The 18,749-nt window shown below is 61.8% G+C and carries 19 protein-coding genes; 7 read left to right on the top strand and 12 right to left on the bottom strand.

Going from position 1 to position 18,749, the window contains the following annotated elements; genetic code table 11:
* Positions 1 to 88 precede the first annotated feature (88 nt).
* Positions 89 to 484 (bottom strand): YbaN family protein, encoded by a 396-nt coding sequence (locus tag J5M72_RS16330; RefSeq protein WP_207866378.1) that lies wholly within the window; start codon positions 482 to 484, stop codon positions 89 to 91.
* A gap of 10 nt (positions 485 to 494) precedes the next feature.
* Positions 495 to 1,082, bottom strand: a complete 588-nt coding sequence (locus tag J5M72_RS16325; protein ID WP_169429347.1) for a YecA family protein — start codon at positions 1,080 to 1,082, stop codon at positions 495 to 497.
* Between the two features lie 277 nt (positions 1,083 to 1,359).
* Between J5M72_RS16325 and recQ the strand changes: the two genes are divergently transcribed.
* From recQ to J5M72_RS16310, 3 genes are all read left to right on the top strand, one after another.
* On the top strand, positions 1,360 to 3,489 hold the full coding sequence (recQ, locus tag J5M72_RS16320; RefSeq protein ID WP_169429348.1) for a DNA helicase RecQ: 2,130 nt from the start codon (positions 1,360 to 1,362) through the stop codon (positions 3,487 to 3,489).
* Between the two features lie 134 nt (positions 3,490 to 3,623).
* A complete protein-coding gene (locus J5M72_RS16315) occupies positions 3,624 to 4,058 on the top strand; it encodes a MarR family transcriptional regulator (protein ID WP_065260957.1) in 435 nt (144 codons plus the stop codon).
* A 127-nt stretch (positions 4,059 to 4,185) separates the two neighbouring features.
* Positions 4,186 to 5,991, top strand: coding sequence for a FimV/HubP family polar landmark protein (locus J5M72_RS16310; RefSeq protein WP_207866377.1), 1,806 nt, complete (start codon positions 4,186 to 4,188; stop codon positions 5,989 to 5,991).
* A gap of 6 nt (positions 5,992 to 5,997) precedes the next feature.
* Here the strand turns inward: J5M72_RS16310 and J5M72_RS16305 are convergent, their stop codons facing one another.
* Entirely contained in the window at positions 5,998 to 8,187 is a 2,190-nt protein-coding gene (locus J5M72_RS16305) for a patatin-like phospholipase family protein (protein ID WP_169429350.1), read from the bottom strand.
* Between the two features lie 71 nt (positions 8,188 to 8,258).
* Between J5M72_RS16305 and J5M72_RS16300 the strand changes: the two genes are divergently transcribed.
* Complete coding sequence (locus J5M72_RS16300; protein WP_169429351.1) at positions 8,259 to 8,546, top strand: SelT/SelW/SelH family protein; 288 nt, start codon at positions 8,259 to 8,261, stop codon at positions 8,544 to 8,546.
* Here J5M72_RS16300 and J5M72_RS16295 read toward each other — a convergent pair.
* Both J5M72_RS16295 and J5M72_RS16290 read right to left on the bottom strand, forming a co-directional pair.
* Positions 8,540 to 9,433 (bottom strand): DMT family transporter, encoded by an 894-nt coding sequence (locus J5M72_RS16295; protein WP_207866376.1) that lies wholly within the window; start codon positions 9,431 to 9,433, stop codon positions 8,540 to 8,542. The genes J5M72_RS16300 and J5M72_RS16295 overlap by 7 nt on opposite strands.
* Positions 9,434 to 9,505: 72 nt before the next feature.
* Positions 9,506 to 10,270, bottom strand: a complete 765-nt coding sequence (locus J5M72_RS16290; protein ID WP_169429353.1) for an AraC family transcriptional regulator — start codon at positions 10,268 to 10,270, stop codon at positions 9,506 to 9,508.
* 132 nt (positions 10,271 to 10,402) lie between these two features.
* Between J5M72_RS16290 and J5M72_RS16285 the strand changes: the two genes are divergently transcribed.
* Positions 10,403 to 11,218, top strand: coding sequence for a UDP-2,3-diacylglucosamine diphosphatase (locus tag J5M72_RS16285; RefSeq protein ID WP_007958385.1), 816 nt, complete (start codon positions 10,403 to 10,405; stop codon positions 11,216 to 11,218).
* A 15-nt stretch (positions 11,219 to 11,233) separates the two neighbouring features.
* On the opposite strand, the gene J5M72_RS16280 is transcribed toward J5M72_RS16285, so the two are convergent.
* Together J5M72_RS16280 and J5M72_RS16275 are read right to left on the bottom strand one after the other, a co-directional pair.
* Positions 11,234 to 11,824, bottom strand: coding sequence for an HD domain-containing protein (locus tag J5M72_RS16280; protein WP_207866374.1), 591 nt, complete (start codon positions 11,822 to 11,824; stop codon positions 11,234 to 11,236).
* Between the two features lie 24 nt (positions 11,825 to 11,848).
* A complete protein-coding gene (locus tag J5M72_RS16275; RefSeq protein WP_207866372.1) occupies positions 11,849 to 12,160 on the bottom strand; it encodes a DUF962 domain-containing protein in 312 nt (103 codons plus the stop codon).
* 167 nt (positions 12,161 to 12,327) lie between these two features.
* Between J5M72_RS16275 and J5M72_RS16270 the strand changes: the two genes are divergently transcribed.
* The gene (locus J5M72_RS16270; protein ID WP_207866370.1) at positions 12,328 to 13,389 is read left to right on the top strand and encodes an AraC family transcriptional regulator; all 1,062 of its coding nucleotides are present in this window, start codon (positions 12,328 to 12,330) and stop codon (positions 13,387 to 13,389) included.
* Here the strand turns inward: J5M72_RS16270 and J5M72_RS16265 are convergent.
* Complete coding sequence (locus tag J5M72_RS16265) at positions 13,346 to 14,800, bottom strand: TrkH family potassium uptake protein (protein ID WP_169429356.1); 1,455 nt, start codon at positions 14,798 to 14,800, stop codon at positions 13,346 to 13,348. The two genes, J5M72_RS16270 and J5M72_RS16265, sit on opposite strands and share 44 nt — an antisense overlap.
* Before the next feature lie 121 nt (positions 14,801 to 14,921).
* Between J5M72_RS16265 and J5M72_RS16260 the strand changes: the two genes are divergently transcribed.
* Positions 14,922 to 15,488, top strand: coding sequence for a nitroreductase family protein (locus J5M72_RS16260; protein ID WP_169429357.1), 567 nt, complete (start codon positions 14,922 to 14,924; stop codon positions 15,486 to 15,488).
* A 5-nt stretch (positions 15,489 to 15,493) separates the two neighbouring features.
* On the opposite strand, the gene J5M72_RS16255 is transcribed toward J5M72_RS16260, so the two are convergent.
* The 4 genes from J5M72_RS16255 to J5M72_RS16240 all read right to left on the bottom strand — a co-directional run bounded on the left by J5M72_RS16255 (position 15,494) and on the right by J5M72_RS16240 (position 18,685).
* Positions 15,494 to 16,834: a HAMP domain-containing sensor histidine kinase gene (locus J5M72_RS16255; RefSeq protein WP_207866368.1), complete on the bottom strand. Its 1,341-nt coding sequence runs from the start codon at positions 16,832 to 16,834 to the stop codon at positions 15,494 to 15,496.
* Between the two features lie 166 nt (positions 16,835 to 17,000).
* A complete protein-coding gene (locus tag J5M72_RS16250; protein WP_169429359.1) occupies positions 17,001 to 17,453 on the bottom strand; it encodes a Spy/CpxP family protein refolding chaperone in 453 nt (150 codons plus the stop codon).
* 136 nt (positions 17,454 to 17,589) lie between these two features.
* A complete protein-coding gene (locus tag J5M72_RS16245; protein WP_169429360.1) occupies positions 17,590 to 18,267 on the bottom strand; it encodes a response regulator transcription factor in 678 nt (225 codons plus the stop codon).
* Positions 18,268 to 18,274: 7 nt separating this feature from the next.
* The gene (locus tag J5M72_RS16240) at positions 18,275 to 18,685 is read right to left on the bottom strand and encodes a translation initiation factor 2 (protein WP_207866366.1); all 411 of its coding nucleotides are present in this window, start codon (positions 18,683 to 18,685) and stop codon (positions 18,275 to 18,277) included.
* Between the last annotated feature and the right edge of the window lie 64 nt (positions 18,686 to 18,749).

Raw genomic sequence — 18,749 nt, 5'->3', positions numbered from 1 at the left:
GGAGTGATTTAAGGATTGAAGTCGATCGCTTGGCTACTGTCAGATCTGACAGGTGAGCAGGGTTTTTCGACGAACGGATGCTGAGCGCTCAGCGCTTGTGCAGGGTTTTCTGTCGCAGAATGTAGACCGTCACCAGCACCGCACTGGTCAGCATGAACCCCCGCGCCCACGGCAGTGGCACCAGATAGCAGGAAAACAGAATGCTTGGCCACATCAGCCCGATCGCGTAGACCTTGCCCTTGAGCGGAATGCCATTGCCATCAAGATAATCGCGGATCCATGGCCCGAGTCGGGGATGCTCGACAAGCCACTGATAGAAACGCGGGGAGCTGCGGGCAAAGCACGCGGCTGCCAGCAGCAGGAAGGGAGTAGTGGGGAGAACAGGCAGGAAAATCCCGATCACCCCCAATGCCACGCTCAGCCAGCCAATGGCCAGCAGGATGTAGCGCACCATCAGGGGGCGGTTGCCTATGGGGTTGTCCATAGGCCGGATCTTAGTGGTGACGTGGCTTGAGGATCGCCGGTTTTTCGTCGGGCGCCTGGCACAGCAGGTACAGCGCGGTCAGGGCTTCCGGGATCTGCACGATCATGTCGTCCATCAGGTTGGCATCCTTGGCGATGTCTTCGAACTCGGGCTGTTCGTCGAACAGGCCCGAACCGACCATGATCGGCAGGAGCATTTCGCTGACTTCTTCTTCGGCGGTTTCGAACCAGGCCGCTTCGCGCAGGAACACGCCTTCCATGAAGCCGATGCACCAGCCGCGCAGTTCGGAATCGTCCGGGTCGTCGCCCAGGTCCAGATCGCAGGGCAGCTCGAATTCTTCATCGGAGGCCAGTTGGCGGGCGATGTGGGCCTTGAGGCCGATCAGTGTGGCTTCGATCTCTTCGCGCTGGGCTTCGCTGCTGTAATGCGGCTCTTCGGCGAACAGGGCGTCGATCCACTCACGATCGGGGACCACGTCAGCGCAGATCGACAGCGCAGTCAGGTAACCGTGAGCGGCCACGTAGTCCAGCGCCTCTTCATGCAGCTCGTCGGCGTCGAGGAAGACTTGCAGGCGGGTTAGTTGCTCGGCGAAGGACATTAAAGGGCTACCTTGGGGGAATAAACAATGCGGGAATTCTAGGCCTTCTTGAGCCCTCAAGCCAGCCGCACGGCAGATTTGCCCGCACAAGCTTCTTATCGGCGGTGCCCTTTGCCGGGGAGGGCTCGGGTATACTGCCGCGCTTTGCGATCCCTGCCGGTGTCGCGGCTGAATCTGTACGGCGTCATGCAATGCGCCCTTACGTTTTGTTTAAAGCAGCCTCGGCTGACTTGAACCAGCCTGTGCAGGGATGTTTCGGTGGATTTTTGGAGTTTTTATGCTCGAACAGGCTCAACGCGTCCTCAAGGACATCTTCGGCTACGACAGTTTCCGTGGCCGTCAGGGTGCAATCATTGAGCGCGTGGCCAGTGGCGGTGATGCCCTTGTCCTGATGCCGACCGGCGGCGGCAAGTCCCTGTGCTTCCAGGTGCCGGCGCTGCTGCGCGACGGCCTGGCGGTGGTGGTGTCGCCGCTGATCGCGCTGATGGACGATCAGGTCGCCACCCTCGAAGAGCTGGGCGTGGCGGCCGCCGCGTTGAACTCCACATTAAGCGCCGAACAACAGCGCGACCTCGCCAACCGGATCAAGCGCGGCGAAGTGAAGATGCTGTATCTGGCGCCCGAGCGTCTGGTGCAGCCGCGCATGCTGTCGTTCCTGCAAGGCTTGAACATCGCCCTGTTCGCCATCGACGAAGCGCACTGCGTGTCGCAATGGGGCCATGACTTCCGCCCTGAATATCTGCAACTGGGGCAGTTGGCGGAAATGTTCCCCGACGTGCCGCGCATCGCCCTGACCGCCACCGCCGACAAGCGTACCCGCGAAGAAATCGTCACTCGCCTGCATTTGCAGAACGCCGAACGTTTTCTCTCGAGCTTCGACCGGCCGAACATCTTCTACCGCATCGTGCCCAAGGAGCAGCCGCGCAAGCAGTTGCTGGCGTTCCTTGCCGAGCGGCGCAGCGACGCCGGCATCGTCTACTGCCTGTCGCGCAAGAAGGTGGAGGAGGTGGCCGCGTTTCTCACCGAGCAGGGTTTCCCGGCGCTGCCGTACCACGCCGGTCTGCCCAACGATCTGCGCGCCTATCACCAGAAGCGCTTCCTCAACGAGGAAGGCCTGATCATGGTCGCCACCGTGGCGTTCGGCATGGGCATCGATAAACCCAACGTGCGTTTCGTCGCTCATCTCGACCTGCCGAAATCCCTTGAAGCCTATTACCAGGAAACCGGACGCGGTGGCCGCGACGGTCTGCCGGCGGACGCGTGGATGGCCTACGGGCTGCAAGACGTGGTGATGCTCAAGCAGATGCTGCAGAACTCCGAGGGCGACGAGCGCCACAAACGTCTGGAGCAGCACAAGCTCGACGCCATGCTCTCGCTCTGCGAAGAAACCCGCTGCCGCCGGCAGGCGTTGCTGGCGTACTTCGACGAAGACATGCCCGAGCCGTGCGGCCACTGCGACAACTGCATCGACGGCGTGCAGACCTGGGACGCCACCGAGCCTGCGCGTCAGGCGCTGTCGGCGATCTATCGCACCGGCCAGCGTTACGGCGTCGGCCATCTGGTGGACGTGCTGCTGGGCAAGGACAACGAAAAGGTCCGCAGCTTCGGCCACCAGCACCTGTCGGTGTACGGCGTCGGCAAGGCGCTGAATGAGAGCGAATGGCGCTCGCTGTTCCGCCAGTTGGTGGCCCGTGGTCTGGCGGATGTCGATCATGAAGGCTATGGCGGCCTGCGATTGAGCGATACCTGCCGGCCTTTGCTCAAGGGCGAAGTGACCCTTGAACTGCGCCGCGACCTCAAACCACAAATCACCGCCAAGAGCGGCAGCAAGAGCCAGGCCAGTCAACTGGTGCGTGGTGAAGAGCGCGAACAGTGGGAAGCCTTGCGCGCCCTGCGGCGCAAACTGGCGGAAGAACACGGTGTGCCGCCATACGTCATCTTCCCCGACTCGACCCTGCTGGAAATGCTCCGCAGCCAGCCGACCTCGCTGGCGGACATGGCCCGGGTCAGCGGCGTCGGTGCGCGCAAGCTGGAGCGTTACGGCGAGGCCTTCCTCGAAGTGCTCGGCGGCGAGGCCGAGGCGCCGAAAGTGGTGGCCGACGTGCGCCACGAGCTGATCACGCTGGCCCGCGCCGGCATGACGCCGTTGCAGATCTCCGGTCAGTTGCAGTGCTCGGAAAAGAACGTCTACACCATGCTCGCCGAAGCCATCGGCAAGCAGCAGCTGTCGCTGGAGCAGGCGCTGGATCTGCCGGAAGACCTGATGGGCGAAGTCCAGGATGCATTCCTCGACGGCGAAGGCGAGTTACCGTCGGTCGCCGAAGTGGCTGAGCTGTTTGCCGGTCGTGTACCGGAAGGTGTGCTGTATTGTGTAAGGGCTGCGTTGCAATCGGAATTCGAAATGTGAGCCTGGGCTTACACAAACCGTTATACAGATGTAACGATTCAGTACAGGGCGGCTCTTGCCTATAGCCAAATGTCATGCTTAGCTGACTAATAATTAGTTTTTCTCTATTTCTTCAGCCTAACCATGAGTGTTTTATGCCGTTAACCGATCAACACCGCTTTGGCATGCAACTGGCCCAGATGTCCCGTGGCTGGCGTGCCGAACTGGATCGCCGGCTGGCCGGCCTGGGTTTGTCCCAGGCACGCTGGCTGGTGCTGCTGCATCTGGCGCGTTTCGAAGAGGCGCCGACCCAACGGGAGCTGGCGCAAAGCGTCGGCGTCGAAGGGCCGACCCTTGCCCGCCTGCTCGATAGTCTGGAAAGCCAGGGCCTGGTGCAACGCCAGTCCGTGATGGAAGACCGTCGGGCAAAGAAAATTGTGCTGTGTGCTCCGGCCCGCCCGCTGATCGAGCAGATCGAAACCATCGCCACGCAACTGCGCAAGGAGTTGTTCGAGGGCATCGATGAGGCTGACATGAAGGTGTGCATGCGGGTTCACGGGCACATTCTGGCCAACCTGGAAAAATCTTGAGGCACAACGACGTGCCGTTTTTTTGAGGGATCGTGCTGGGCAGACTATAAGAACTACTGGGCAATATCGTGTTCGTACCGGATGTGCGAACCCATAGAAGTCGGTTTTGCTTATTTAAGGGATGCTCATGCTCGACAGTCGGCACGTAATACTGCGTTGCGCCCATTCGCTGCTGGTGGCCGGTGTTCTCACCTGGTCCACGGCATCACTGGCGCTGGGTCTCGGTGATATCACCGTGCATTCAGCGCTCAATCAACCGCTCAAGGCCGATATCGCCCTGGTGGACGCCGCAGGGCTCAGCGCAGGCGAGCTCTCGGCCAGTCTGGCCTCGGCGGACGAATTCGGCCGTGCCGGGGTCGAACGGGTGTTCTTTCTCAACGACCTCAAGTTCACTCCGATCCTGCATGGCAATCGCAACCTGATCCGGGTGACATCGACCAAACCGGTCAACGAACCTTTCCTGAATTTCCTGGTGCAGCTCAATCAGCCCAACGGCCATGTGTTGCGCGAATACACGGTGCTGATCGATCCGCCGGGGTCGCCGGGCATCGTGCCGGCCACCGACGAACCTGATGTCCATGCGCAATCTTCGGAGTTTCCAACGCCCGAGGTGCCCGCTGCCACTACCCGGAGCAAGCCTGCTGCAGCACCGGTAGCGCCGGCGCCTCAAACGACTGCGGCCAGCGACGCGCAAGCGGAACAGCTGGCGGCCAGTGTGCTGCAGAACCAGCAACTGCAGAAAACCATCGATGAGCTGAACCTGAAGCTTCAGGCGCAAGACGTGCAGATCGCCGATGGCAAGAAGCAGTTGGCCGATCTGCAGACGCGTCTGGCAGCGGCTCAACAGGCGCCTCCGGCACCCGCAGCCCCGGCGGCGCCTGCCTCGGTCACGGTTCCGGTCGCTGCGCCGGCGGAGGCTCAAGACGACTCCGTCAGTTGGCCGCTGCTCGGTGGATTGCTGCTGTTGCTGGGAGGGCTGGTGGCAGGGCTGATCCTGCGCCGCCGACGTCAGCCGGCAGAAATTCCGGAAGGGCCGGTACGCGTGCTGCCGCAGCGTAGCGAGCCAGAACTCAATGACAGCGAGAACGCTCGTCCTCATGCAGCCCATGGTGCCGTGGAGCATCGGGACGAGCAGGCAACCGGCGATGTGCTGGAGGCCGTGGGTATTTATCTGGCCTATGGACGACTGGGCGAGGCGCTCGGCTTGCTGCGCGACGCGCTGAAAAAAGAACCGGAGCGCATCGATCTCGGTGTGCAGTTGCTAGAGGTGCTGGGACGGCAGGGCGATCAGGCGGCGTATGACGAACAGGAAAACCACTTGCGCCAGCTCGGTGTCGAGGACCCGCGGTTGCACGAGATTCGCGTCCGATATCCGAAACTGGCCAGGACTGAACCGTTGGCTGCGGCGGCCCCGGTCATTGCCGCGTTACCCGTTGAGCAAGCTGCCCCCATAACTCCGCTGGCCGAAGATGATTTCGAGCTGAATCTGGAGCAACTGTCGATGGATGCCAGCTGGGATCTGGAAGACAGTCGCTCGGCAACGGACCCGCTGTCCTCGGCGCCCTCGGCACTTGGCTCGAGCCTGCAAGTCTTGCCGCAGGATTTCGACTTGCCGCAAACCACCAGCGATGACGTTGAAACGACAGAGCTGGAGTGGATCGCCGAGCCGGATGTGCAGCCGATAGACGACGATTTTCTCAACGAATTTGGCGATCCCGGCCAGTCACTGGCGCTGGAGCCGCTTGATCTGCAAGCCGCGGAGCCCGAGCCGGATCCCGCTCAGGCCGCCAGCGCCGGCAAGCTCGAACAGGCCCAGACCTGCATCGATGATGGCGACCTCGACAGTGCGATCGCCTTGCTCAATGAGCTGCTGAAAGAGGCCGATGAGCCGCTCAGGCAAACGGCACGAACCCTGTTGGCCGGGATTCGCTGATCCGGCTCAGAAGGTCTGCCCCAGATTCAGATAAACCGCCTGTTCATTGGCATCATTGAGGCCATAGCTGAAATTCAGCGGCCCCAGCGGAGTGTCAAAACCGATGAACACGCTGGCCGCATTGATGTAGCCGCTGTCGAACTCGTTGTCGTTGTTCCAGGCCCGTCCGCGCTCAAGCGACCCGCCGGCATACAACGGGAAATCCAGCGGCAGGTAAGCGCGGGGTGTCAGACGGCGGTAAAACACCGCGCGCATCAGACTGACGTTCTGCCCGGAGATGGCATCTTCGCGGAAACCGGACAGCTGTCGGGCGCCGCCGAGCAGGAAGCTCGATGTCACCACGTTGGCATCGTCCAGTGTGCGGCCGTAACGCCCGCCCAGAATCAGCGTGTTCGGGCCGCTGCTCATGGCTTTGTCCAGTTTGAATTCCCACTGTCGGTAGCGCGTGTCGGAACCCAGGCTCGGTTCGAATTGCATCAGGGTCAGGCTGACGTCCTTGCCGTCGTGGGGGAAGTAAACGTTATCCAGTGAGTCGAACGAATATTTCAGCGCATAGAAGCCTTCGTTGAAGTGTTCGCTCGGCAGGTTCTGATCGCCGATCCGTACGTCCGCCTTACCCCAGGCCTCACCGACGCCGAAGCGGATTTCACCGTTGTTGCCGATCTGGCGGCCGACGTTGAGACCCAAACCGTAGCGCTCCACCCGATATTGGGCGATCGGATCGTTGTCGAGCACCGAGTCGACGTTCTGCGCTTCGAACGCCGCATACGGCGCGACGAAGTAGCGTGAGCCGACATCCAGTGGCTGATAGAACTCGGTATAGAGCTCCTGCTTGTCGCCGATCTGCGCCCGGGTCAGCCACTCTGCACCGAGGCGGTTGATGCCGTTCATTCGGTAGCTGGCGCCGAGGTTGAAGGCGCTGTCACCGCGCATGTCGTCCGACAGGTTCAAACCGACCCGCAAGTAATCGGTGCCGCTGCGCTTGCCCCGGGCGCTGATCACCAATGTGTGTTCCTGGCCCTTGTGCACCACGCGGTACTGCACCTGTTCGAAGTAATCCAGGCCGTACAGGGTGCCCATGTCCGAGTGCAGGCGCCCAAGGTCCAGCGGCTCGCCGATCGGCTGGCGGATGTAGTAACGGATCACTTCGTCACCGACTTTCGAGTCGTTCTCGACCCTGATCGCGGTAATGATCGGCGTGCGCTGGCCCGGAGCTCGGGCGGCATTGAGCTCGGCATCCTGCGACACCGCAGGCTTCAATCGGGCGAGGCGGGCGTCGAGGGCTTTGGTGGCACGGTAACCCGCGTCGATCATTTCCTCGGCACGACCGAAATCGGTGACGCCGAAACTGGCCAGCGGCGGCTGGATCAGCACGTCGTCCGGGTGCAGCGCCGCCAGTTGTTCTTCGGAGTTGCGCCGGGTCATCAGGGTGATCGACTGGTTCAGCACATCGACTACGGTGGTCAGTTGCTTGCGATTGCGCAGTGGAGTACCGATGTCGACCACGATGGCCACGTCGACGCCCATTTCCCTGGCGACATCGAGGGGAATGTTGTCGGTCATGCCGCCGTCCACCAGCAACCGGCCATCGAGTTCGACCGGAGCGAATACCGCCGGAATCGACATGCTGGCACGGATCACCTGGGGTAGATGGCCTTTGCGAAACACCACTTTTTCGCCGTTGGCGATGTCGGTGGCCACGGCGCGGAACGGGATTGGCAATTTGTCGAAATCACGGGTGTCACTGGTGTGCGCCAGCAGACTTTCCAACAGCAGCGCCAGGTTTTGCCCCTGAATCACGCCCAATGGCAGGCCGAGGCTGCCGTCATCGCGAAAGCTCAGTTTCTGCTTCACCAGAAAATCGCGGTCGTCCTGTTTGCGCCGGAACGGCACGTCTTCACGGGGCGGGGCATCGGACAGGGCCTGCTGCCAGTCGATGTTCAGGGCGAGATTTTCCAGTTCGTCGATCTTGTAGCCCGAGGCGTACAGCCCACCGACTACCGCACCCATGCTGGTGCCGGCAATCGCATCGATCTTGATGCCTTGTTCTTCCAATGCCTTGAGTACGCCGATGTGCGCCAGCCCACGGGCCGCACCACCCGACAACACGAGGCCGACTTTTGGCCGTGGCGCTTCACTGGCATGGACGAACAGCGGGAGGAAACCAAGCAAAAGGCAGATCAGCAGACGACGCATTGTGAGTCTCGGGGCGAGCGTTAAAGCCGGCTATTATAGCGGCGCCCTCTGGCTCAGGAGTTTCAGCGATCATGACCGTAGCAAAACCGGAAATCGTCATCACCTATTGCACGCAATGCCAGTGGCTGTTGCGCGCCGCATGGCTGGCGCAAGAACTGCTCAGCACCTTTGGCGACGATCTTGGCAAGGTGTCACTGGTACCGGGCACCGGCGGTATCTTTCACATCAGTTGCAACGATGTGCAGATCTGGGAGCGCAAGGCAGACGGTGGCTTTCCCGAGGCCAAGGTGCTCAAGCAGCGAGTGCGTGACCAGATCGACCCTGAGCGTGACCTCGGGCACAACGACCGTACTCAGTGAGACGCGGCTTCGGCGGTGACGGTTTTCTTGTCGCTGTTGCCTGACATCCGGCTCGACACCACGATAGCGACGATGATCAGCGCGCCACCGATCAACATGCGCAGTGTCGGGTTTTCATCGAACAGCAACCACGCGACGGTAATCCCGTACACCGGCTCCATGGCAAACACCACCGCCGCGGTGCGCGCCTTGATCACGGCGAGACTGGCAACGAACAAGCTGTGGGCGACGCCGGTGCAGAACACCCCGAGCAAACCGATCCACAGCCAATCGATGGTGCGCACTTCACTCAGTTGCGGCGCCGCCACCGGCAGCAGACACAGCGCCACTACCACGTTCTGACACAGCGCAGCCTGCACCGCCGGAATGCGGCCGGAGCTGGCACGGTTGGTCAGCGACAGCAGGGAAAACAGCAGACCGGACAGGATCGCCCAGAGCAGCCCGGTGGTCGCGCCGCTGGCCAGATCGAACGCCGGGGTCACCAGCACCAGGCCGACACTGACCAGTGCCACCAGAATGATTTCGTTGGCGCGGATACGTTCGCGGAAAATCAGCCCTTCGAGAATCACCGTGAAAGCCGGGAAGCTGGCGAAACCGAGGGTGGCTACTGCGACACCGGCCACCTTCACGGCAATGAAGAAACTCACCCAGTGACCCGCCAGCAATACACCGCTCAAAGCCAGTCGGCGCCAGTCCGCGGCTCGCAGTTTTTGCCAGCCGTGCTGACTGGCGAAGCGGGCGAAAAACGCCAGCGCGAGAACGGCAAAGGCAGCCCGTCCAAAGACGATGACCGCCGGGGTTGCGGCGGCGAGTTTGCCGAAGACGCCGGTCAGGCCGAACATCAATGCGCCAATATGCAGGGCGCCGAGGGCGGTACGGGGAGTCATTGCAGTCCTTTTTTCAAACACCATTTCAGGCACACATTGAAGCCTGTAGCGGGCGAAAAGTCTGTCGGGAGACTATCGATTTTTGTCGTCAGCCTCGCGTCGCAATTGTGTAGGAGAGGTCCTGAACTCGCGCAGGACGGCAGCCGAGAAGGCACTTTGCGATCCATAGCCGACACGGCTGGCCACTTCACCGATGGGTAGCGTGGTTTCTCGCAACAGTGTGACGGCTTTATGCAGCCGTCGACTGCGAACGTAGTCCATGGGAGTCTGCCCGCATTCGGCGACGAACCGGGCATGCAATCGGGCGCTGGATAACCCGGCGATTCGCGCCAGGTCCGCCACTTGCAGCGGATAGGCCGCGTACTGCTCGATGTGCGCATCGAGTGCCGCGTAGGGCAGGCGACGTGCGCAGACTTCGGCAGGTTGGGCGTGGTTCAGGCTCGCCAGCAACAAAACCGCGCCCTGTTGTGCAATCAACGGATCGTCCACCGGACTGTTCGCCAGCCAATTGACCAGTTGGCCTTGACCGGCATCCAGCGACAAGCGCGCGGTGTTATCCAGCAGACGGCGGCTGGCCTCGGCGTGATCGCCCAGTGAGCGCGTCAGCCATTGCTCGTCGGGCACATCCAGCACCAGACAGCGGCTGCCCTTGGGGCTGCCGCACGCATGATGCGCGCCGGCGGGGATCACCACGAAACTCTGCTGCAACACCTGACTGCCTTGCCCTTGGACTTCGAAATCCAGCGCGCCGGACAGGCCGAACACCAGTTGCGCGTGGTCGTGACTGTGAACGATCAGGTCGTGGGTGTAATGGCGCAGGGTCAGGATCGGTTGCATGGCGGTCTCCGGGCGAGCCGCCAGTCTACACCGGCTCGAGAGCGCCGCGTTTGTCACAAGACTGACGCACACCTGTCACGGTGGATTAACCGGGCTCGCGCACAGTGGCGAAAACATCGCAGAGGGTTGCCCATGACCAGCGCCGAGCTCGCCAGACCCAGCCGTAAACAAAGGGTTCGCACCTTGTGGATCTCCGACGTGCACCTGGGCACGCGGGATTGCCAGGCCGAGCATCTGTCGCAGTTTCTCAAGGGTTACCACGCCGACAAGATCTACCTGGTCGGCGACATCATCGACGGCTGGAAACTGCGCGGCGGCATGTACTGGCCCCAGGCGCACACCAACGTGATCCGCCGCTTGCTGACCATGAGCAAGCGCGGCACCGAGGTGATCTACGTCACCGGCAACCATGACGAATTCCTGCGGCGCTATTCGAAGCTGATCCTGGGCAACATCCAGTTGGTCGACGAAGCGGTGCACGTCACAGCCGATGGCCGGCATCTGTTAGTGATCCACGGCGACCAGTTCGACGTGATCACCCGTTATCACCGTTGGTTGGCGTTCCTCGGCGATTCGGCCTACGAATTCACCCTGACCCTCAATCGCTGGCTCAATCACTGGCGGGCGAAATACGGTTACGGCTACTGGTCGCTGTCAGCCTATCTCAAGCACAAGGTGAAGACGGCGGTGAGCTTCATCAGCGACTTCGAAGAAGCCATCGCCCACGAATGCGTGAAGCGCGAATTGCACGGCGTGGTCTGCGGGCACATTCACCACGCCGAGATCCGCAAGGTCGGCGAGGTGGATTACCTCAATTGCGGTGACTGGGTGGAATCGTGCACGGCGCTGATCGAGCACTGGGACGGCACGATCGAGCTGTATCGCCTGGCGGATGCGCAGGCGCGGGAAGCCGAACTGAAAGCGGCGAAGGTTGCCGAACTGGCCTGAGTTTTTCAAATCGACTCAGGCCGGGTTGTGCTCTTCCATCGCCGCTTTGTAGATCGAGTTTTTCGGCTGGGCGAACAGCCGTTCCATCATCGGTTCGAAGAAGCTCAGCGGCAGGGTGTCGTACTCGGGGTCGAACGCCGCCGCGTCGTATTTCGCGCAAAACTCAGCGGTCGCCAGAAACTGCGGGTGGTCGCTGAATTGTTCGCGCAGGTGCCGATCCATGCCCAGGTGATGGAAGAAGTAGTAGCCCTGGAAAATCCCGTGTTTTTCCACCATCCACAGGTTCTCGGCGCTGACGAACGGTTTGAGGATGGCGGCGGCGATGTCCGGGTGATTGTAGGAACCCAGGGTGTCGCCAATATCGTGGAGCAGGGCGCAGATCACGTATTCCTCGTCGCGCCCGTCGCGAAAGGCGCGGGTGGCGGTTTGCAGCGAGTGGGTCAGGCGATCCACCGGGAACCCGCCGAAATCACCTTCGAGCAATTTCAGATGCGCCATGATCCGGCCCGGCAATTGGCGAGCGTAGGCGCTGAAATCCGCCGCGATGATCGCCCAGTCTTCCTGCGTGCCGTCCTTCATATGAGTGAAACGGGCAGTGGCATTCATCGGCAATCCTCTTGGTCAAGGTTTCTAGAACGCTACGCGGCCCAGGATCATGTCGCGGTACATGACGAAATCCCCCAGCAGGCTGTAGAGCGGATGCTGGAAGGTGGCCGGGCGGTTCTTCTCGAAAAAGAAATGGCCGATCCAGGCGAAGCTGTAACCGGCCAGTGGCAGGGCGAGCAACAGCAGCCAGGCGCCCTTGGCGATGGTCATCGCGAGAATGAAGATCACCAGCGTCGTCCCGATAAAGTGCAGGCGGCGGCAGGTGCTGTTGCTGTGTTCGCTGAGGTAATACGGATAGAACTCGGCGAAACTGTTGATATGCTTGATGGTTTCCACGACTGCGATCTCTGTGGTTATTGTTCTGATTGCAAGTTGTTCGGCGGGTAGCTTATTTGAGTCTAGAGTGATCATTGGCGTCGGCCAGTGACAATCGGCGCCACTTTACTATCCTTGGGAAATCGGCCGTAGTATGCGGCTCATCATGTCATTCAAGAAAAAACGCCATGAGCGAACGAACGACTTCTGCAAGCTGGGCGATGGGGATTGTCAAGGCACTGGAAATGGACGGCCTGGATTGCCGGGTTTTGTTCAGACAGCTGGGGCTCGACTACGCGGCGCTGGAGGATCCGGACGCACGCTTCCCGCAGGACTCCATGACCCGACTCTGGCAACGGGCGGTCGAGCTGTCCGGGAATCCCGCCATCGGCCTGAACATGGGCAAGGTGGTGCGACCGGCCTCGTTCCATGTTGCGGGCTACGCGCTGATGTCCAGCAACACCTTGGCCGAAGGCTTTCAGCGACTGGTGCGGTATCAGCGGATCATCGCCGAAAGTGCTGACCTGAGTTTTCGCCTGCTCGACGAAGGCTATGCGTTGATTCTGACGGTGCATGGCGATCATCTGCCACCGACCCGGCAAAGTGCCGAAGCCTCGCTGGCCTGCGCGCTGGCGCTGTGCGGCTGGCTGACCGGGCGCACGCTGCACCCGCGCAAAGTGCTGGTGCAGGGCGACGAGCCCGATGACCCTGGACCCTACAAACAAGCCTTCCATGCACCGCTGGTGTTCAACGCGCCGTATGACGCGCTGATCTTCGAACGCGCCGACATGGAAGCGCCGTTACCCACCGCCAACGAGGCGATGGCGCTGCTGCACGACCGGTTTGCCGGGGAATATCTGGCGCGGTTTTCCGAAAGTCGCGTGACCCACAAGGCGCGCCAGGTGTTGTGCCGTCTGTTGCCTCAGGGCGAACCCAAGCGCGATACGGTGGCGCAGACCCTGCACCTGTCGCAGCGCACCTTGCAACGGCGGTTGCAGGAGGAGGGCACCAGTTTCCAGCAGTTGCTGGATGACACCCGCCGCGAACTCGCCGAGCAATACTTGGCGCAGCCGAGCATGACCCTGCTGGAAATCGCCTATCTGTTGGGGTTTGCCGACCCGAGCAATTTCTTCCGCGCCTTCCGCCGCTGGTTCGACACCACGCCCGGCGATTACCGGGCGCGTTTGCTGGACGCGCCGAACGCGATCAGTGACGCCAGAACGCCGGAATACACAGCACAAACACCGTAATGATCTCCAGTCGGCCGAGCAGCATGCCGAACGACAGGATCCACTTGGCGGCATCGGGCAGCGTGGAGAAATTGCCCGCCGGCCCGATGGTTTCACCCAGCCCCGGGCCGACGCCGGACACCGTGCTGGCGGCGCCAGTCAGCGCGGTCATCCAGTCCACGCCCAACAGCGACAGCAGCAGGGCGATCACGCAGATGGTGATGGCGAAGAAGAACGAAAAGGTCAGGATCGAACGGACGATTTCTTCGTCGAGGCGATGACCGTTGTACTTCTGTTTGATCACCGCGCGCGGGTGTATCAACTGGTTAAGGTTGGCCTTGAGCAGGATGTAGGCGACCTGGAAACGGAAGATCTTGATCCCGCCCGCCGTCGAGCCGGAACAGCCGCCGACAAAGCCCAGATAGAAGAACAGCATCAGCGAGAAGTTGCCCCACAGGCTGTAATCCCCCAGTGCAAAACCGGTGGTGGTGACCACCGAGGTCACGTTCAGCGCGACATGGCGCAGCGCGTCCAGCCAGTGCAGATTGGTGGTCCACCAGTACCAGGTGCCGAGCACCAGCCAGGTTACCAGCAACATGCCGAGCAAACCCTGCACCTGTTGATCCTTGATCAGCGCCCGGCGGTTGCCGCGCAGCGTCGCCACGTACAGGGTGAACGGTAGGCTGCCGAGGATCATCACCACCACGGCCACCCAGTGCACTGCCGGTTGCGTCCACTTGGCCAGGGACTGGTCGGAGGTCGAGAATCCACCGGTGGAAATCGCCGACATCGCATGGTTGATCGCATCGAACGGGCTCATCCCCGCCCACCAGAACGCCAGACTGCCGAGAATGGTAATGCCCACGTACGCCGCCACGATCAGCCGCGCCACCATGTGCGAGCGGGGCATGACCTTTTCCGAGCGGTCCGAGGATTCGGTCTGGAACAGACGCATGCCGCCGATGCGCAGCAGCGGCAGAATCGCCACCGCCATGCCGATAAAGCCGATGCCGCCGAGCCAGTGCAGCAGCGAGCGCCACATCAGGATGCCCGGGGACATGGTGTCCAGCCCGCTGAGTACGGTCGACCCGGTGGCCGTGATGCCGGACATGCTTTCGAAAAACGAGTCGGTGTAGCTGATGTGCTGGGTCAGCAGAAACGGCAGCGCGGCGAAGATGCACACCACCAGCCAACTGGTGACGGTCAGCAGGTACATGTCGCGGGGCCGCAGGTGAATGTGTTCCGGACGTCCGGGAATCACCAGAGCCAGACCGGCGACGAAGGTGATCATGCTCGCCCAGAGGAACGACGGCAGATCGCCGGTGTGGTCGAAGATCACCAGGGTGGCCATGGGCACGACCATGGCGATGGCCAGGGTGATGAGGAAGATGCCGATGATGAAACCAATGATCCGTAAGGTCGGCAACGCCATGAAGTCCGCTCGGGCTGATGTGGGAAGGGCGCCATTCTACCTGCGGGGCAAGGCATGTAAACCGACGCGGCCGGATCACTTGCCGCTAGAATAGCCGGACATTTTTTTCAGGAGGTGGCCGATGCAGGCTCTCGACGCTTTGCTCAACCGTGTTTCCGTTCCACGACTGATCGATCCGGCCCCCACCGCCGAACAGCGCGAAGTGCTGTTTGCCGCCGCGACCCGCGCACCGGATCACGGCCATTTGCAGCCGTATCGTTTCCTGACCGTCGAAGGTGCGGCGCGTGAGCAGATGGGTCAGTTGCTGGCCGAAGCGGCGCAGATGCAGGAAGGCGAAGTCACCGAAGCGATGATCGACAAGGCGCGCAACGGCCCGCTGCGGGCGCCGCTGGTGGTCGTGGTCATCGCCAAACTTCAGGATCACGTCAAATACCCGAAGGCCGAGCAGTTGCTGGCCGCAGGCTGTGCGGCGCACGGCATTCTGCTGGCGGCCTACGCGCAGGGGATTGGTGCCGTTTGGCGCACCGGTGATCTGGCCTACTCGAAACATGTAGCCAAGGGCCTGGGCCTGACGGATGACGAAGAAGTGATTGCCTTCCTGTACCTCGGTACGCCGCAGAAAGAACCGCGGGTGGCCGAGAAGGTTGATCTGGCGGAGTTTGTCAGCGCCTGGCCGGCAAAGGCCTGATTCAATCAGGGCTGGACCACCGCCCCCGGTTCCAGCGGCAATTCAAGACTGGCCACAAACCCGCCCTGCGGGTGATTGGCCAGCACCAGCGTCCCGCCATGCCGTTCCGCCGCCCGCCGGGCAATCGCCAGGCCCAGGCCATGGCCTGCAGCGGTCTGCCCCGGCGCCCGATAAAACGGTTCGCCCAACTGGCTCAAGTGCTCGGCCTGCACCCCCGGCCCATGATCCCGCACGCTGACCACGATTCGTTCGCCCTGACGTGACGCCTGCATTTCAATCGGCTGCCCGACCGGGTTGAAGCGCTGGGCATTGCGCAGCAGATTGTCCACGGCGCGTTCGATCATGGTCGGCCAGCCTGTCAGATTGAGCGCCGGGTCGGCTTCCAGGCGGACGGTCTGTTCGGGTGAGCCCAGTTGCGCATCCTTTTGCAGAGTGCCCAGCAGGGCATTCAAATCCACGGCTTCGGCGCTGGCATTGTCGGCATCGACTCGTGCCAGCACCAGAATTTCACTGATCAACGCTTCCAGCCGATCGCATTCACGGGTCAGGCGCGGCCAGAGTTTTTCCCGCTCTTCCGGGCTGGCCCGTTCGGCCAGTGCCAGGGCGATGCGCAGTCGTGCCAGCGGTGAACGCAATTCGTGGGAGACGTCGCGCAGCAACTGGCGCTGACTGCCGATCAGACTTTGCAGACGTGCGCCCATGCGGTTGAAGTCGTTGGCCAGCACACCGAATTCATCGCGGCGGTTGGCCAGTTGCGCCAGGCTGTTCTGTTGATAGGTGGTCTGGCCGAGGTCATGCACTGCACCGCGCAGGCGACTGAGCGGGCGAGTGATGGAAAACGTCACCAGCAGGCTGAACAGGGTCAGCACCACCAGCGCGATGCCCAGCGCACTCAACGGCCAGAGCAGGCTTTCGCGGTGCCAGGCGTCGAGTTCCGGGTGCGGGATGCGGTAGATGAACAGGTAGGTGTCACCGCTTTTTTCGCTGGTGAACTCGTCGGTCAGACGGCGCCAGGGCAGGCGTCGGTCATCGTTGTTCTGCCGCGCCTCGAAGGCGGCCGCGCGCCGGGGGAAGGTGCCGCGCACCACCGGGTCGCCGCTTTCGTTCAGCACTTGCACGTCGATGTGGTACTGGCGTTTGCGCTGTTCGAGGATGTCCTGGGCGGCGTCTTCGCCCTGGGCTTCGTAGGTCTGCGTCCATTCGGCAGCCAGGGTGTTGAGGCCCGGATGGCGGCTGAGGATCCACGCGTCCTGGTTGAGCATGTGCCCCAGCAGAATGGAAAGCCCTGCAACCAGAGCGATGGCCAGCCAGAAGCTGGCGAGGATACGCCAGAACAATGAACGCACAGAAAATCCTCAAACTAGCGCAAAACCTGTGGGAGCGAGCCTGCTCGCGATAGCGTAGTGTCAGACAGCTCAGTCTTGTCTGATACACCGCTATCGCGAGCAGGCTCGCTCCCACATCGGGCTGGGTGAAAAAAGACCCGACGGCGTGAACCGTCGGGTCAGAACATTATTGCGCCTTTTGCGGCTGTTGCGCTTTCCAGGCTTTGAACTCGGCCCATTCGGCGCGACGTTCAGCCTGTTTCTTCTGGATCTCGTCGAATTTCTTCTGTTGATCCGGTTTCAACACGGCGCGGACATCGGACTCGGCTTTCTTGTGGTTGGCCGCCATCTCGTCCTTCATGGCTTTCTGGTCGGCTGGCGACAGTTTCTCCAGGTATTTTTCGACCGTCTGGTGACGCTCTTGCATCTGCTCGCCCATGATCTTGCGGATCTGCTCGCGCTGTTCGCGGGACAGGTCCAGCTCGCTGTACGGGCCTTTGCCGTGCATGCCGTGCATCTGACCGCCGTGGCGCGGGCCGTCCAGCGGGCCACCCATCGGGCCGCCATCCTGTGGTGGCATGGCCATGGCGACGGTCGGCAGGGCAGCGGCAAACATCAGAGCGATAAGAGTCTTGCGCATGGTGTATCTCCTTTGTCTCGTTCCCGGTACGTTCCGGATGAGTACAGATTACGGAGATCAAGGTCAGCGGCGGTCAGCGCTGTGTAAAGCTTGGGTAAACACGTTTTCGCGCCGACCTGACAAAACATACGGACGATCAGAGGCTGTAGTAGTAGCCACGGCTGCGCAAGGCCACGATGCGCGGGCGGCCGTCGGCGTGGGGGCCGATTTTCTTGCGCAGGTTGCTGACGTGCATGTCCAGGCTGCGGTCGTACAGGGTCAGCTTGCGGCCGAGGGCGATCTGCGCCAGTTCCTGTTTGTCCAGCGGCTCGCCCGGCTGCTTGAGTAAAGCTTCGAGCAGACGGCTTTCGGAAACGGTGAGGGTGAATTCCTTCTCGTCGATGCTGACGACACCGCGCACCGGACTGAAGCTCAAATCGCCCAGCTCCAGCTGGGTCGACACGGCGGCCGGATGACTGCGGCGCAGCACGGCGCGCAGGCGGGCGGTGAGCTCGCGGGGGTCGCAGGGTTTGGCCAGGTAATCGTCGGCACCGAGTTCCAGGCCGAGGATACGGTCCAGCGGCTCGCCACGGGCCGAAAGCATCAGCACCGGCAGATCGGCGTGATCGCTGCGCAGTTGCTTGAGCAGTTCCAGACCGCTGCCGTCGGGCAGCATCACGTCCAGCACCACGGCGGCGGGGGCGGACTCGGCCAGGGCCTTGCGGGCGCTCTGGCCGTCGTGACACGCACGGACCTGAAAGCCTTCCTGGCTCAGCCAACTGCTCAGAAGCTCACACAGCTCCTGGTCATCATCAATCAGTAACAGCTCGCTCATGACTCACTCAATTTAGCCATTGTCGACGTTTTCGACTTGCACCACTGGCAAAGATACCGCAGAGCAGGGCCAATAGCGCTACCCCGGCGCCGGTGACGAACCATTGCTGCTGTTCGGTCAGCAGGCGCGGCAGCGGGCTGGCTTGGGCTTCCTTGAGTTGCAGCTTCAGACGCTGGTTCTCCTGGCGCAACCGGGCAAGCTGGGCGCTTTCGCGGGTGCTATCGGCATCCTGCAGTTGTTTGCTCAGTGCTTCCCGCTGCTGCTCGCTGGCCTTCAGGCGCTGCTGCAACTCGGTGATCTGGCTGCCGGCGCTTAACGACAACGGCGTGGAATTACCGCTTTCGCTGCTTTCCTCACCATGGGCGGGCGCCATGATCGACAACGTGACCAGCATCAGACACAACGGACCCTTGCGCATCGCGACTCCTGTTACCAAATGGATATTGGGCAGGTTGTCGGCCGGCAAACGAGAATAATGAGCG

The organism is Pseudomonas sp. 58(2021) (assembly GCF_017491585.1).
In the GTDB taxonomy this organism is placed as follows: domain Bacteria; phylum Pseudomonadota; class Gammaproteobacteria; order Pseudomonadales; family Pseudomonadaceae; genus Aquipseudomonas; species Aquipseudomonas fluorescens_BT.
The sequence above is the reverse complement of the archived record's forward strand: the minus strand, read 5'-3'. Positions and strand labels throughout refer to the sequence as shown.

Excerpts from the sequence above, each read along its gene's own strand:
- J5M72_RS16330 (WP_207866378.1), bottom strand. The coding sequence starts at position 484 with ATGGACAACCCCATAGGCAACCGCCCCCTGATGGTGCGCTACATCCTG.
- J5M72_RS16325 (WP_169429347.1), bottom strand. The coding sequence starts at position 1,082 with ATGTCCTTCGCCGAGCAACTAACCCGCCTGCAAGTCTTCCTCGACGCC.
- recQ (WP_169429348.1), top strand. The coding sequence starts at position 1,360 with ATGCTCGAACAGGCTCAACGCGTCCTCAAGGACATCTTCGGCTACGAC.
- J5M72_RS16315 (WP_065260957.1), top strand. The coding sequence starts at position 3,624 with ATGCCGTTAACCGATCAACACCGCTTTGGCATGCAACTGGCCCAGATG.
- J5M72_RS16310 (WP_207866377.1), top strand. The coding sequence starts at position 4,186 with ATGCTCGACAGTCGGCACGTAATACTGCGTTGCGCCCATTCGCTGCTG.
- J5M72_RS16305 (WP_169429350.1), bottom strand. The coding sequence starts at position 8,187 with ATGCGTCGTCTGCTGATCTGCCTTTTGCTTGGTTTCCTCCCGCTGTTC.
- J5M72_RS16300 (WP_169429351.1), top strand. The coding sequence starts at position 8,259 with ATGACCGTAGCAAAACCGGAAATCGTCATCACCTATTGCACGCAATGC.
- J5M72_RS16295 (WP_207866376.1), bottom strand. The coding sequence starts at position 9,433 with ATGACTCCCCGTACCGCCCTCGGCGCCCTGCATATTGGCGCATTGATG.
- J5M72_RS16290 (WP_169429353.1), bottom strand. The coding sequence starts at position 10,270 with ATGCAACCGATCCTGACCCTGCGCCATTACACCCACGACCTGATCGTT.
- J5M72_RS16285 (WP_007958385.1), top strand. The coding sequence starts at position 10,403 with ATGACCAGCGCCGAGCTCGCCAGACCCAGCCGTAAACAAAGGGTTCGC.
- J5M72_RS16280 (WP_207866374.1), bottom strand. The coding sequence starts at position 11,824 with ATGAATGCCACTGCCCGTTTCACTCATATGAAGGACGGCACGCAGGAA.
- J5M72_RS16270 (WP_207866370.1), top strand. The coding sequence starts at position 12,328 with ATGAGCGAACGAACGACTTCTGCAAGCTGGGCGATGGGGATTGTCAAG.
- J5M72_RS16265 (WP_169429356.1), bottom strand. The coding sequence starts at position 14,800 with ATGGCGTTGCCGACCTTACGGATCATTGGTTTCATCATCGGCATCTTC.
- J5M72_RS16260 (WP_169429357.1), top strand. The coding sequence starts at position 14,922 with ATGCAGGCTCTCGACGCTTTGCTCAACCGTGTTTCCGTTCCACGACTG.
- J5M72_RS16250 (WP_169429359.1), bottom strand. The coding sequence starts at position 17,453 with ATGCGCAAGACTCTTATCGCTCTGATGTTTGCCGCTGCCCTGCCGACC.
- J5M72_RS16245 (WP_169429360.1), bottom strand. The coding sequence starts at position 18,267 with ATGAGCGAGCTGTTACTGATTGATGATGACCAGGAGCTGTGTGAGCTT.
- J5M72_RS16240 (WP_207866366.1), bottom strand. The coding sequence starts at position 18,685 with ATGCGCAAGGGTCCGTTGTGTCTGATGCTGGTCACGTTGTCGATCATG.